The 13673-nt window shown below is 69.9% G+C and carries 13 protein-coding genes and 2 tRNA genes; 8 read left to right on the top strand and 7 right to left on the bottom strand.

What is annotated here, in order from left to right:
• Positions 1 to 26: 26 nt before the first annotated feature.
• The 3 genes from OP04_RS25005 to OP04_RS24995 all read left to right on the top strand — a co-directional run bounded on the left by OP04_RS25005 (position 27) and on the right by OP04_RS24995 (position 1148).
• Positions 27 to 467 carry a DUF3052 domain-containing protein gene (locus OP04_RS25005; RefSeq protein WP_033342267.1) on the top strand — a complete coding sequence of 147 codons (441 nt, stop codon included), beginning with the start codon at positions 27 to 29 and terminating at the stop codon, positions 465 to 467.
• 115 nt (positions 468 to 582) lie between these two features.
• Complete coding sequence (locus tag OP04_RS25000) at positions 583 to 1044, top strand: peroxiredoxin (protein ID WP_033342266.1); 462 nt, start codon at positions 583 to 585, stop codon at positions 1042 to 1044.
• 32 nt (positions 1045 to 1076) lie between these two features.
• Positions 1077 to 1148 (top strand) — tRNA-Val (locus tag OP04_RS24995).
• A gap of 217 nt (positions 1149 to 1365) precedes the next feature.
• Here OP04_RS24995 and OP04_RS53595 read toward each other — a convergent pair.
• Positions 1366 to 1435 (bottom strand) — tRNA-Ser (locus tag OP04_RS53595).
• 124 nt (positions 1436 to 1559) lie between these two features.
• Between OP04_RS53595 and OP04_RS24990 the strand changes: the two genes are divergently transcribed.
• Complete coding sequence (locus OP04_RS24990; protein WP_033342265.1) at positions 1560 to 2135, top strand: hypothetical protein; 576 nt, start codon at positions 1560 to 1562, stop codon at positions 2133 to 2135.
• Between the two features lie 195 nt (positions 2136 to 2330).
• Positions 2331 to 3479, top strand: coding sequence for an alanine--tRNA ligase-related protein (locus OP04_RS24985; protein ID WP_033342264.1), 1149 nt, complete (start codon positions 2331 to 2333; stop codon positions 3477 to 3479).
• A gap of 68 nt (positions 3480 to 3547) precedes the next feature.
• Here the strand turns inward: OP04_RS24985 and OP04_RS24980 are convergent, their stop codons facing one another.
• From OP04_RS24980 to OP04_RS24970, 4 genes are all read right to left on the bottom strand, one after another.
• A complete protein-coding gene (locus OP04_RS24980) occupies positions 3548 to 4102 on the bottom strand; it encodes a hypothetical protein (RefSeq protein WP_157240304.1) in 555 nt (184 codons plus the stop codon).
• A gap of 64 nt (positions 4103 to 4166) precedes the next feature.
• Entirely contained in the window at positions 4167 to 4622 is a 456-nt protein-coding gene (locus OP04_RS53590; protein ID WP_157240302.1) for a hypothetical protein, read from the bottom strand.
• A 173-nt stretch (positions 4623 to 4795) separates the two neighbouring features.
• Positions 4796 to 4927, bottom strand: a complete 132-nt coding sequence (locus tag OP04_RS56510; RefSeq protein ID WP_269746699.1) for a hypothetical protein — start codon at positions 4925 to 4927, stop codon at positions 4796 to 4798.
• Between the two features lie 175 nt (positions 4928 to 5102).
• Positions 5103 to 5699 carry an NIPSNAP family protein gene (locus tag OP04_RS24970; RefSeq protein ID WP_033342261.1) on the bottom strand — a complete coding sequence of 199 codons (597 nt, stop codon included), beginning with the start codon at positions 5697 to 5699 and terminating at the stop codon, positions 5103 to 5105.
• A gap of 82 nt (positions 5700 to 5781) precedes the next feature.
• Between OP04_RS24970 and OP04_RS24965 the strand changes: the two genes are divergently transcribed.
• Positions 5782 to 6921 carry a cytochrome P450 family protein gene (locus OP04_RS24965; RefSeq protein ID WP_033342260.1) on the top strand — a complete coding sequence of 380 codons (1140 nt, stop codon included), beginning with the start codon at positions 5782 to 5784 and terminating at the stop codon, positions 6919 to 6921.
• Positions 6922 to 6970: 49 nt separating this feature from the next.
• Here the strand turns inward: OP04_RS24965 and OP04_RS50080 are convergent, their stop codons facing one another.
• Positions 6971 to 8824, bottom strand: coding sequence for an RNA ligase family protein (locus OP04_RS50080; RefSeq protein ID WP_051798924.1), 1854 nt, complete (start codon positions 8822 to 8824; stop codon positions 6971 to 6973).
• A gap of 157 nt (positions 8825 to 8981) precedes the next feature.
• Here OP04_RS50080 and OP04_RS24955 point away from each other — a divergent pair, with 157 nt between their 5' ends.
• Both OP04_RS24955 and OP04_RS24950 read left to right on the top strand, forming a co-directional pair.
• Positions 8982 to 11213, top strand: a complete 2232-nt coding sequence (locus OP04_RS24955) for a glycoside hydrolase domain-containing protein (protein ID WP_033342259.1) — start codon at positions 8982 to 8984, stop codon at positions 11211 to 11213.
• Positions 11214 to 11224: 11 nt separating this feature from the next.
• The gene (locus OP04_RS24950; protein ID WP_033342258.1) at positions 11225 to 12496 is read left to right on the top strand and encodes a glycosyltransferase; all 1272 of its coding nucleotides are present in this window, start codon (positions 11225 to 11227) and stop codon (positions 12494 to 12496) included.
• 121 nt (positions 12497 to 12617) lie between these two features.
• On the opposite strand, the gene OP04_RS24945 is transcribed toward OP04_RS24950, so the two are convergent.
• The gene (locus tag OP04_RS24945; RefSeq protein ID WP_033342257.1) at positions 12618 to 13661 is read right to left on the bottom strand and encodes a S1 family peptidase; all 1044 of its coding nucleotides are present in this window, start codon (positions 13659 to 13661) and stop codon (positions 12618 to 12620) included.
• Positions 13662 to 13673: the final 12 nt, after the last annotated feature.

Here is a 13673-nt window from a genome sequence, read left to right as displayed (position 1 = left end):
AGCAGGAGACAAGGAGGCACTCAACAGTGAGCGCGACCGCTGGTCAGGCCGCCGACGGCGTACGGAGCCTGGCGGACCGGTTCGGCATCGAACCGGGCATGGTGGTCATGGAGATGGGGTACGACGACGACGTCGACCACGATCTCCGCGACGCCCTGGCCGACCGTAGTGGCAACGACCTGGTCGACGAGGACACCGACGAGGTCGTCGACGTGGCTCTCGTCTGGTTCCGCGACGGAGACGGTGATCTTTTCGAGCTGCTCACCGACGCGCTCACCCCGCTGGGCGATGCCGGCGTGGTGTGGCTCCTGACTCCGAAAGCGGGCAGGGAAGGCCATGTGGAGCCGAGTGAGATCAGCGAATCGGCACCGACCGCGGGTCTGACCCAGACCTCGACGGTGAACGCGGGTAAGGACTGGACTGCGGCGCGGCTCGTTTCGCCGCGCACCGTCCGCGCCAAGAAATAACAAGCTTGCCGACCGCTCCCTCCCGGGCGGCCGGATGTTTCACCGTCGCGGCGGCACCGGGCCCGTGCCGTCGCGACGAGGCGTGTCCGGGTTCGGTGCTAGCTGGGGGTTCAGCGTGATCCAGGTGGGGGACGAGGCGCCCGCTTTCGTGCTGCGCGACCAGAACAACCAGGAGACGTCGCTGGCCTCGTTCCGCGGCCGGCAGGCCGTGCTGCTGGTCTTCTACCCCCTGGCCTTCACCAACACCTGCCAGGGTGAATTCCAGGACCTCCAGGCCCACCTGCCCGACTTCCAGAACCCCGCCGTCCAGGTCCTCACGATCAGCGTCGACTCCATCTTCAGCCACAAGGTCTGGGCCGACCGCGAGGGCTTCACGTTCCCCCTGCTGGCTGATTTCTGGCCGCACGGGGAGGCGGCCCGCTCCTACGGCGTCCTGGACCCTCAGCGCGGCACCGCCGAGCGCGGCACGTTCCTCGTCGACCGGACCGGCATCGTCCGCTTCGCGGAGCTGCAGGACCGGGCCCGCCCGCGCGACCAGTCCGCCTGGCGGGAGGCCGTGGCCTCACTCGGCTCGTAGAGCCCGCACAGGGTACGCTGACGCTGGTCTCCGGGCGCATAGCTCAGCGGAAGAGCATTCGCCTTACAAGCGAAGGGTCGCAGGTTCGAACCCTGCTGCGCCCACCGGCCTCGGCCGTCCCACGTCCGCGGAAAGCGCGGACCGGGGCGGCCGTCATTCCGCTCCGGGGGCCGAGCCCCCGGAGACCCCGCGGGCCGGTGGTGCGATGCGCCCGGCCGCTGCGGGCCTGCCGGCGCGAAACACGCCTGGAACCGGGTGCCCGAGATCAAAGTCGACGTCGGTGACGGTTGACGACTTAGGCCGCTAGTCGACGTCGGCGTGAGCCGACGACGGGATTCGAACCCGCGTTGTCCCTTTGAGAGAGGAAGTAACCGGCGTCTTCGCACCGGGCACCCGATCCGGCGTGCGCAGACGTTAACACCACCGCGTGACCTGGTGCCATCGAGAATCGCGGGCCCCACGGATGTCGATCGATCTGTAGGCTGCGGACCACATCGATGAGTGGGAGCGGGCCTGTGGGCGTCGAGCGGAATCGGGTGCTGGCTGCCGGGGCGGTGGCGCTGGTCGCGTTCGTCGTGGTGGCGACCGTGGTCGCGGATCGGGACGCGGCGCCGTCGGACCCGCGCTACTTCCGGGCCGACGCGGCCGTTCCCGCCGAGTTCCAGCCGCTGATCGTGGAGGCCGGCACCGCCTGCCCGGAGAGCGAGCATGTCACGCCGCTCCTGGTCGCCGCGATCCTGAAGGCGACCAGCGACTTCGACGCGGATCTGGACGATCCGGCCACGCACGAGAACGGCATCGCCCGCTGGACGCAGTCCATGCTGCGCGAATACCTGCCCGCGGGGGAGCGCACCGAGCTGCCGGCCCCGCCGTTCCCGCCGGAGGTGTCCATTCCGGCGCTCGGCGAGTTCCTCTGCCGGCACACGTCCGAGGCGGCCGGGCATCCGCGCGGTCCGGAGCTCGGCCTGGCCTTCGGATTCCGCACCTCGGTCGTGCGCGGCGAGGAGACCTTCGGGACCGAGGCCGTCTGGACCGGGGACTCCGCGTACCTGAGCCGGGTCGAGCAGGCGCTCGCCGACTACCGACCGTAAATCCGTCGGCGGACCGGCCGGACGAGGCTATCGTCGTACCCGTGCAGAGTCTTGAGGGCATGACCACCGCGACCGCGCGAGCTTCCCGCTCGCCGGTCGCCGCTGCCTGAGCTCTTCTGCTTCCCGCGCGGCCGGAAACGGCCGCTGCAATCCCATGGCACGGCCCTTCCGGCTTTCCTCGAAAGGGCAAAAACCATGCAAACCGATCAGATGGTACGGACGTTCGTCGACTTCTACCTCGCGCGCGGCCACCGGGAGATCACCGGGACCACGCTCATCCCGCCGCCGGGCGATCCGGTGCTGTTCACCACGTCCGGGATGCATCCGCTGACCGCGAACATCGAGGGCGAGCCGCATCCGCTCGGCCGGCGGCTCGTCGACGTGCAACGATGCCTGCGGACCACGGACCTGGACGAGGTCGGCGACGACACGCACCTGACCACGTTCGAGATGCTGGGGACGTGGTCGTTCGGCGACTACGACGGGCCGCAGAGCCTGCGCTGGGGCCACGAGCTGCTGGTCGGGCGGCTCGGACTGGACCCGGGGCGGCTGCACGCGACCGTCCACCCGACGGACCTGCTGGCGCCGCCGGTCTGGGACGAACTCGGCGTACCGGTCGAACGCACCGACGAGAACTGGTGGTCGAACGGCCCCACCGGACCGTGCGGCCCGGACTCGGAGATCTTCTACTGGACCGGCGACGGCCCGCCGACCGGCACCCCCACCACGGACACGCGCTGGGTCGAGATCTGGAACCACGTCACCATGCTCTACCGCCGCGGCGACGACGGCAGCCTGACGCCGCTCGACCAGCCGTCCGTCGACACCGGCCTCGGCCTGGAACGCCTGGTCACGATTCTGCAGGGCGGATCATCGGTCTACGACACGGACGGCTTCGCGCCGTGGCGGCGACACGTGCCGCCGCTGTGGCCGCTGCGCGAGACGGACACCCGCGTCGTCTGCGACCACCTCCGTTCCGCGATCGTCGTCATCGGCGACGGCGTGACACCCTCCAACACCGGCCGCGGGTACGTCCTGCGCCGCCTCCTCCGCCGCTCCCTCACGCTGCTGTGGCGCGACGACCCGGCGCGCACGCTCGGCGACCTCCCACCGGAGCTGCTCACCCACACGATCACCCACTTCGGACTCCCGATCTCGCCGTCGTCGGTCCGCGAGGTGCTCCTCGCGGAGGAGAAGCGCTTCCGCACCCTGCTCACCCGCGGCCGCCAGATCGTCTCCCGCCGCCTCCACCGCACCGGCCCCTTGACCGAGGCCGACTTCCGCGACCTCCACGACACCCACGGCCTTCCCCGAGACCTGGTCGAAACCCTCCTCAACCACTAGCGGGTACGCGGCGGGCCCGCACGCGCCCCTCCGGGGATCGTGCGGGCCTCGCTTGCGCTGAGCCTGGCTTACGGCGTGGTCAGCACGATCGCGGTCGGGGTTGCATCCTCGCGGGTGGCTTCGAAAACGACGTCCCACTTGGTGGTGAAGGTCATTCCCGAGCAGATCTCGGTCGCATCGGTGTGCAGAGTGACCGCGTCGGTCAGTAGAACGTTGACGTCGCCGGCCGTCTTTGCGATGACCGCGTTGGCGGTGGGCACGTAAGTCTTGAGACCGAGCCATCCGGCGCAGGCGGCCTTGTCGGTCTCGACGATGCCGCCGATGTCTCCCGCGACCACTGTCTTCGGCGTCACCGACTTGATCTTGCCGTTGACGGTGCTACCCGCGGGAGTGGTCACCTTGATGTTGACGTTGGCGTTCTCGCCCGGCAGCAGTCCGGTCGTCCCGGTGTCCAGCACGATCGTGCCCGCCACGGTGAGCGGCTTGAACGTCTCGCTGTTGCCCGCCGCGTTCGCCGTGGTGGCGCGGTTGAACGCCGCCCAGGCGACTCCGCCGCCGATGGCGATGGCAATGACGGCGCCGGCGGCCGCGACGGTGGTGGCGCGCTTGCGGTTCTTGGACATGCTGAAGCTCGCTTTCATAAGCGTGTTGATCAGGGGTTTCGGCAGTGCGGGCTGCCGGATCCGCCTAGGAGGCGGGAGCTTGAATCGGTACGTCCGTCGTGGACACCCCCGGCGAAGCCGGAGAGGCCGGCGCGGCCGGCGTGCTCACTGCCTCGGGCGTCGACGGCTGCTGCGGCACCGGTACGGCAGGCGGCGGCTCGATCGCCGCGGGCTGCACCGGCAGGCCGGCTGCTGGTGTCTCCGCCGACGGCGCGGTCGTCGCCCCGGTCGAACCCGCCGTGACCCTCGGCGTGCTCGTGCCCGGGGCGACGGCCGCACCGCCGGCCGGAGAAGTGGCGCCCGCGCTCGGCGGGATGGACACGACCACGGCCGGAACAGTCGCGGTGGTCTCCTGCGTCCATGTCTCGTCGGCCAGGGCCCGCCCGGCCACCGCGCCGACCGAGGCGATCGCGGAAGCGGCAACGAGAATCCCGGTTGCAATCGTGATTCGCTGCCGGGCGCGGCTGCGGTCGTTGGTCATGTCACCTCCCGAAGTAGCGTTGGCGTCGGGGGCCAACTCTGCCGTTCGGTGACGTACCGCAACATCGGGAACGCAGTCCGCGAACGCGTGCTTAACGGGCTTTCAGGGCGTCGGCTCGGCCTAATCCGGTCGTGGCCCGGCGTCGCGGAGCTGACAGCGGCTCCGGCGAGTCGTTACCGGGGCTGGCCGGCCCACGCGATGTGCTGCCGGTGCAGCCAGTCCTGCCGGGGTGAGTTCATGGCCGGCGGCACGGCGTCGCGGATCGCGCGGGTCGGCGGGTTCGCGAACCGCCGGCAGGGCGTCACCGCGCAACTCCCGGACTGAATCAAGATCAAGATCTAGTTCATTTTCCCGCTTCCGGCGTGGTCCGGCAGCGTTGCTCCCGCGGGCAAACCTCGCGCCGGGCTCCGCTGGCGCTCCGCACGACGCTCAGAGCCGGTCCCGTCGCTGGTCCCGGAAACCCCGGGTGGCGGCAGGGCCTCAGCGCAGCCAGGACCGCCCGGTCGGCGTCAGGCGCAGGCGCTCGGTGCGGCCCGGCGGCAGCGAGTCCGCGTCGAACGGGTCGCGGGACAGCACCGCCGCCACGTTCTCGCCGGTGCGGACCGGGAGCGCGGGGAAGTCGTTCTCCTCATCGGCGGAGACCAGCGTGAGCAGCGACGACGGCGCCTCGGGAACCCTGTCGAAGGGCGCGTCAGCGTACCGAATGGTGAGGTTCAAGAGGGTTTGATCTGGCTCCGGTGAGCCGGGTGCGGGGCGCGTCGCGGTGTCCGGGGTGAACGGGGTGACCGGGCGGAGCAGCAGGACGTCGTCCCAGGCGGTCATGGTCCGGTTCGCCTCACGGCGGTGCCTGGTCCACACCGGGCCGCCGTAGAACGCCTCGAGCGCGGCGCGCCGGGTCTTCATGTCGGCGAAGCCGCGCAGCCACACGAAGCTGTCCGGATCGCCGAGGTCGCGGAACTGGCCGAGCACCACCGCGCCCACCGCCTCCTGTGACTCCACGAACTCGCGGTCGAAGAGCGAGATCAGGTCCTCCCGCGCGCCTGGATGCAAGGCGTAGCGACGCAGCTCGATAAACATGCTCGCACCATACGTCCTTGCACCGACATTTTCGTTTCAGATACGCTCAACATCTGAATGCCGACGACATGTGGAGTGCGTGATGGAACTCGACCTGACCGACCCCGAGCTGCTGAAAGACCCGGTCGCCGCCTACGACCGGGCACGTGAGGCGACCGCGGTGGTGCGCCTGTCCACGCCCGGATTCGGCACCATGTGGGGCGTCACCCGGCACGCGGACGCGCGCGCCATGCTCACCGACCCGCGCCTCGCGCCGTCCGAGCAGAGCTTCATGCGGGCGGCGGTGCCGGAGCACTGCCGCCGCTACATGCGCACCATGCAGGAGCAGGACGGGCCGGAGCACCGCCGGCTGCGCGGCCTGGCCCGGCCGGCGTTCACGCCACGCCGTGCGGAGGACCTGCGCCCGCGCATCGCGCCGATCGTCGACCGGCTGCTGGACGCGCGCCCGGCGGACCTGCTGACCGGCTTCGCCGCGCCGCTGCCGATGGCGGTCATCTGCGAGCTCGCCGGGGTGCCGGCGGGGGAGCGGGAGCGATGGCGCGAGTACGGCGCCGTGATCCTCTCCGGCGACGGCCACGCGCTGATGGCGAGCATCCCCGACATGATCGAGGACGCGAAACGCGCGGTCGAGGGCGGCCGCGACGACGACGGCCTGATCGGGATGCTGGCGGCCGTGGACGGCGACCGCCTCTCCGAGGACGAGCTGGTCACGCTGGTCTGGCACCTGGTCCTGGCCGGTCAGGTCCCGGCGAACCTGATCGCCAACTCGGTCGCGACGCTGCTCTCCGAGCCCGGCCTGCTCGACATGCTGCGCGCGGAACCGGCGCTGCTGCCCGGCGCGGTGGAGGAGCTGACCCGGTGGCAGCCGCCGCAGATGTTCACGATCCCGCGGTTCGCCGGCCAGGAGATCGAGATCGGCGGCGTGACCATCCCGAAGGGCGCGCCGGTCACGGCCGTGCTGCCGGCCGCGAGCCGCGACCCGCGCGTCTACACCGACCCGGAGCGGCTGGACCTCCGGCGGAGGGAGGCACCGCATCTGGGGTACGGCCACGGCCCGCACTTCTGCCTGGGCGCGCCGCTGGCCCGGGTGCAGACCGAGGTGGCGCTGGCCGCGCTGCTCGACCGGTTCCCCGGCCTGCGCCTGGCCGTGGACCCGGCCGAGCTGATCTGGATCCCGGACCCGTCGACCCGCAGGCTGTCCGCACTGCCGGTGACCTACTGACCGAATATCAGGGCGTCTCCCACGGCACGGGAGACGCCCCGATCACTCGCTAGCGCTTGCGGCGCAGCGTGCGGGCGTAGTCCTGGAAGCGGGCCTTCGCGATCGCGGTGCGGTCGAGGGTGCGGAACACGATGCCCTCGGCCGCGCGCCCGCCGGACTCGTCCAGCGCGACCAGTGTGGCCGGCAGCCGGTCGGCCAGCAGCGCCTGCATCTTCTCCACGTCGGTCGGCAGCTCCGCCGCGTCCAGCGTGAACAGTCGCGGTGTCAGCTCCACGCCGGCCTCGGCCGCGATCGTGTGCAGCGCGTCCTCGCCGGCCCACGGCTGGCCGCCGCTCTCCCGCCACGCCGAGATCTCCTGCGGCGCGGCCGCGAGCAGCGCCGGGTAGCCGGCGATGAGCGCGGTGTCGAAGAGCCGCCAGCCGACCGTGCCCCGCGTGCTGTACTGCTTCGCCTGGCCGCCGATCTTGCCGCCGTAGAGCTCCAGGTAGAGCACGCGGATCACGTCGCCGGTGACCGGCGGCAGCGCCTCGGCCAGCGGCTTCAGGTTCTCCACGATGCCCTGCGACGGGTTGCCGATCAGGTCGCCCTGTGCGTACAGCAGCTCCTCCCGCGAGCCGAGCAGGTAGGTACCGTCGGGCAGCTGAATGACACGGCTGTTGGAGTTATGGACCAGGATGCCGTTGGCGAAGAAGTTGTGTGTGCCGGTCTCCAGGTCGTAGCGATTCGAGAACACGTTCGTGAGGTCGTAATCGACGCGATCGATGATCTGACGGACGAGCTGCGTCTTGTAGCTGCGTGTGCCAGCGGGTGGTAGCCAGCCCTGATGGCCACGGTATCGCTCCGGCAGCTTGCGCTGCATCACCGGCGGTACGTATGGGGCGACGGTCAGGAACAGGCGTTCGGCCGCATCGGAGTTCAGGCGAATCGTCAGGTAGCCCCCGCCGTCGCGCATGAGTTCCCCGACGATGCCGAGGCGTTGCAGCCCACGGAGGAGCACGGCACAGTCGTCTTCGTCGAAGCCGCAGACCGAGAGCGTCGCACGATCCTCTTGACCCGGGACGGTCTGCAGGGAACCGTCATCCATGTACCAGAACGCCAGGGCGAGCGGGTCGAGCGAATCGGCGACCCAGCCCGGGATGCGCTTTCGCCCCGACGCGATCATGTCGCCGAAGTGGTCTCGCACACTGGGGTGGAACGACGAGCGTGCGCGAACCATCGTGGAGCCGTACCCGCTCGTCCGCTCGTTGATCGCGGAGCTTGCCATGTCTCCGAGCCCGAGGAGCGTCCACTCGACGTACGCCGAGTCCTGGACGCGGTGACCCCATTCGACCGCTGCGGTCCGGGAGCCCTTCCGTACGGCGAGGGTACCGTCGCCCAGCAGTTTGCCGAGGAGTACCGATCGTTGACACGGTGTGAGATCCAGTTCGCTGCGCAGGAGCGTCACCTCATCGCCGTCGGCGAGCTTCTCGGCCGCGACGTACTCATCGCGCGAGGCGATCCAGAAGCGGTGGTTCGGGGTGCAGGTGATGCTGAACTGAGAGTTGCCACGTCCGGCACCGAGCCGCCGTCCCGAAATCTTCATCCAGGTCTCAGCGCGGCCGTTGTTGAAGACGTTCACGACGGGCGTCGGTACGACCCGGCCTTCTTCGTCCATTCCCAGGACCTCGTCGCCGACCGCGACGTCCTTGATGAGCTTCCGCGACCCGTCTGCCATGGAGACCCGCGTGGTGCGTGTCAGGCAGCCGTCGACCTTCTCCGTGGCGAGGACCGGGCCGGTGAACGGGACCGTGCCGTCGAGCAGGCCGCCGTTCTTCGGGTCGAGCGTGTGGTAGGTCGGGATCGACGGGTACTTGGTGAGGGAGTTCAGGGCTCGCAGGTCGGTGGTGCGAACGTCGAAGTTCATCGTCGATCCTCCTCGAAGGCGGTAGTCCGGCAGGTGCCCAAGGATGGCAAGCGGGCACAGGGCGGGCAATCGAGAATCCGTCCCGGCAACCGGGAAAATCGCGCGCCGAAACGTCCCGGAAACCGACCGGGGATCGTACGCCAGGTAAAGTTTTGGGATCTTAGACGACGTTGATCCGTTCATCGGCACCGCGGCGACCGACCTGCCCCGTGCCGAGGGTCTGGCAGCAACCTGGTGGTGGCCGAAGCCGCAGGTCGGGAACACGCACCCCGGCGCCACCTCCCCGCTCGGCATGGTCTCCGCCTGTGCCTACTCCGGTGCTTATCCGACCGGTTACGGCAGGTACGCGAAGAACACCGAGGGCGTGCCGGAGGAGATGTTCGACCGGATGCAGGCGTCCGGTTTCACACACTTCCAGCAGTCCGGCACCGGCGCGATCCGTAAGTACTACAACTACGTGCGCGTCACGCCCATGGTCCAGCCGCTGGACGACCTCGGGCAGTCCTGGCCGCTGCACGACGAGACGGCCGAGCCCGGCTACTACGCGGCCACGCTGGACACCGGCATCCGCTCGGAGATCACGGTCGGCGACAAGGTCGCGGTGCACCGCTACACGTTCCCGAGGCACAGCAGCGCGCGCGTCGTGATCGACATGTCCTGCGGCGGCCTCGCGATCGAGCTGGGCCGGACCGTGCCGCTGCGCGCCCAGGTGGAGAGCCTCGGCCAGGGCCAGGCGCAGGGCACGGTGTGGATGGAGGGCGTGCCGCTCTCCGTCTTCATGGAGATCGACACGCCGCGCTGGCGCCAGATGCTGTGGTACGACCGGCGCCTGATCAACGGCGGCACCCGGCTCGACTTCGACAGCATCCGGCACACCACGCTGCGCCCGTTCGGCATGCTCTTCATGGGTCCGACGCTGGCCGGCCAGACCGTCGAGATCCGGATGGGCTTCTCGCTGCGCGGCCACGAGCAGGCCCGGCGCAACCTGGAGAAGGAGGCGGGCGGCACCGAGTCGTCCGCGTTCGACCTGGTGCGCTCGCGGACCCGGGCGCGCTGGGGCGACCATCTGGACCGCGTGCAGGTCGAGGGCGGCACGCCGGCCCGGCGCACGGTGCTGGCGACCTCGCTCTACCACTCGCTGATCAAGCCGTGCTTCGGCGACGACGAGTCCCCGTTCTGGCCGGACTCCGGGCCGTACGCGTTCGACGTCTGCACCATGTGGGACATCTACAAGACCCAGCTGCCGCTGCTGTCCGCGATCGTGCCGGACCGGGCGACGGACCTGCTGGAGTCACTCATCCGGGTGTGCGAGGAGGAGGGCAACTTCCCGATCGGCTACCGGATGGCGCGCGGTGCGGACCGGTTCTTCCGCCAGGGCAGCGCGCTCGCGCACACCGCGCTGGCGGACGCGCACGCGCTCGGCCGCGACGGTCTGGACTGGAACTGGGCGCTCGTCCACATGGTCGACGACCTGCGGCGGATGTACGGCGAGGACTTCTGGGAGCACGGCGTCGTGCACCCGATCAGTCACACGCTGGACCTGTCGTTCGCGCACTACGCGACCGCGAAGGTGGCCCGTGCGCTCAACGACCGGCGCCTCGCCGAGGATCTGGAGGAGCGCAGCCGCGGGTGGCGCAACGCGTTCGACCCGGAGACCGGTCTGCTGCGCGACTCGGAGTTCTACGAGGGCGGTAAGTGGAACTACTCGTTCCGGCTCCTGCACGACATGCGAGCACGTATCGCATTGGCGGGCGGCGACACGGCCTTCACCCGAATTCTGGACCAATTTTTCGGGTACGGTGCGGATCCGGTGACCCAGCCCGGCCGCTGCCCGAAACCGTCCGAGATGGCGGCCGGATATGCGCTGAACCGGTTCGAGGGACTGAACAACGAACCGGACATGGAAGCGCCCTGGGCCTACCACTACGCGGGCCGTCCGGACCGTACTGCCGAGGTCGTTAATGCGGCCTTGACCTGGCAATTCGGCACCGGGCGGGGTGGTCTGCCGGGCAACGACGACTCCGGTGGCCTGAGCTCCTGGTACATCTGGGCGTCGCTCGGTCTTTTCCCCGTTGCGGGTCAGAATCTTTTCCTGATTAATTCGCCCGCGTTTCGTAGTGCGATGATCCGGACGGGGGAGGGCGAGTTCGTTATCGAGACCAGCGGACACCGCGACTCACCGATCGGAGTGGATGGTATTGATCGGACCCCGCCTGTCCAGTACGTTCAGGCCGCCACCCTCAACGGCAGGCCCTTGGAAGCCACGCATCTGAGTGCCGCGGACATTCACCGCGGTGGCAGGCTGCAGCTCACCCTGGGCCCGGAGCCGTCCTCGTGGGGGCGCGGGATCCGTCCGCCGTCCCTGTCAGACTCGGCGGCAGCACCTTAAAAGGAAAGACCATGAAATACCCCCGTCGCCGTCTCGTGATCGTGGTCCGGGCGGATCCGGTTATCTGCGGCCATTCAGGCGAGGCGCGCAACCTCGCCGAGGTGGCACTGACCCGCGGGTTCGACGACGTGCGCCTGCTGACCTGGACGATTCCCACGCTCCAGGCAGCAGGGTTGCCGCTCAAGCCGCTGGACCGGCTGCTGCCGTACAGCGAGGGCATCACCGTCGAGCGTCCCGAGCCGGTCGGCGATTACCGCGTGCCGGACGGCCGTCACCTGGCCGGTCTCACCGGCCGGCTGGTCGAGCTGCTCGCGGAGCCGGTCCCGACCACGGTCCTGTCGATGTATACGGTGCCGCACACGCAGGTCGTCAACGACGCGGTCAACGCGGCCCGCGCCGCCGGTTTCGCGCCGGACGTCTACACGATCGCGAAGGCGGTCGGCTCCGACGTCACGAACGTGATCCGTAACTGCCTGCGCGAGGACCGCTTCGGCGCCGCCACCGTGCTGTTCACCCAGTTCCTGGCCAGTGACGAGGTGGTGGCCGTCTCCGACTACACGCGGGACGAGATCATCGCCTCGGCCGAGGAGGTCGACGCGAAGGTCGGCACGCGGTTCGCGGAGGAGTGCCGCCGCCGTGTGACGGTCAGCTACCCGCCGATCGACGCCTCCGCGTACCTGGAGCTGGACCCGGCCGCGGTGGACGCCGCGCTGGCCAAGCGGGGCCTGAAACGGGACGGCTACGTGCTGTTCCTGTCCCGGGTCGCACGGGCGAAGGGCATCTACGACCTCGTCATGGCGTACGGCCAGATGGAGTGCCGCGACCGGGTGAAGCTGGTGATAGCGGGTAACGGCCCGGCGCTGGAGCACATCCAGGCGATGGCGAAGGAGGACGAGAACATCATCTTCCTGACCGACGTGGACGACGACGAGAAGCCGCTGCTCATGAACGGTTGTGCCGCGTACGCGCTGCCGACCAAGCCCGAGCCGGACTTCGTCGAGACGTTCGGCATCGCGCTCTCCGAGAAGGGCCTGGCCGGCGGCGGTCCGATCATCACGGCCCTGACCGGCGGCACCGGCGAGGCGGTCGGCGACGCCGCCGTCATCATCGAGGCCGGCGACGTGAACGGCATCGCCGCGGCCGTCGACCGCGTGGTGCTGCAGATGACCGCCGAGGAGCGTCGTGACCTGGAGACCCGTGCGCGGGCCCACGCCATGACCTTCGACCGCGGCCGCGTCTTCGACGATCTCTTCCCGTCGAAGCCGAACATCGCCGCAGCCTGAACCACGGACTGAACCACGGCCTGAACCACGGCCTGAGCTGCGGCCTGAACCCGGGCGCAGAACCGCGCCGCCGGACCCATGCGGGGAATCCGGCGGCGCGGCTCCGGGGTGGAGGGATGGCTCAGAAGCCGCCGACCGAGACGCCGTAGACCGAGAGGGCCTCGGTGACCGGCTGGAAGTACGTGACGCCGCCGGAGGTGCAGTTGCCGGAGCCGCCGGAGGTGAGGCCGTAGGCGACGGAGCCGCGGTACAGCGGGCCACCGGAGTCGCCCGGCTCGGCGCAGACCGTGGTGCGGATCAGGCCGGAGACCGAGCCCTGCGAGTAGTTGACCGTGGCGTTCAGCGCGGTGACCGAGCCGGTACGGGTACCGGTGGTGCTGCCGGAGCGGGTGACCGCGGTGCCGACCGCCGGGGTGGCGGCGGAGCTGATCGTGGTGCTGCCGACCGCGCTCGGGTGCGTGATCGAGGTGTTGGTGTAGCGGACGATGCCGTAGTCGTTGCCCGGGAAGCTGGTGCCGGACCGGGTGCCGAGCGTGGCGGAGCCGTTGGTCCAGGTCGCGCCCGCGTTGGTGCAGTGGCCGGCGGTCAGGAAGTAGTACGTCGAGCCGGACCGCACGTTGAAGCCGAGCGAGCAGCGGCTGCCGCCGGTGTAGATCGCGGCGCCACCGGCGATCGTGGTGGAGATCTTGTCGGTGGTCTCGACGCGGGCGGCCGCGCCGGCCTTGGCCACCTTCGCCTTGATCACGGCGGCGTCGGCGGTGCTGACCGTGCCGTCGATCGAGACGACGACCTGGTTGTTGATGACGTCGGTCGCCCAGCTCGTACCGGCGAACGGGGTCTTGTTCAGATCCGCGATCACGGCGTCGAGCTGCGCGGTGCTGAAGGAGACGGTCTCGGCGACCGCGCCCTGGGTGCGGACCGCGCGGGCGGCCGTCGCGTCCGTGACGGTGACGACCATGCGGCCGGTCTCCGCGTCGAGGTAGGTGCCCGCGGTGCGGTCCGCGCCGAGGCTGTCGCTGAGCGTCGTGGCCTTGTCGGCGAACGCCTCGGTCAGCAGGGTGGGAGCGGCCTGGGCGTTCGTGGGCGCGATGAGGGCGCCGACGATGACGGCGGGCGCGGCGAGGATGGTCGCTGAGCGCCGGATCGAGGAGCTTGTGGATCTCACGTGGTCCTCCGT

This window comes from Catenuloplanes japonicus, from assembly GCF_000717135.1.
Taxonomy (GTDB): Bacteria; Actinomycetota; Actinomycetes; order Mycobacteriales; family Micromonosporaceae; genus Catenuloplanes; species Catenuloplanes japonicus.
This window is presented reverse-complemented; position numbering and strand designations above follow the sequence as displayed.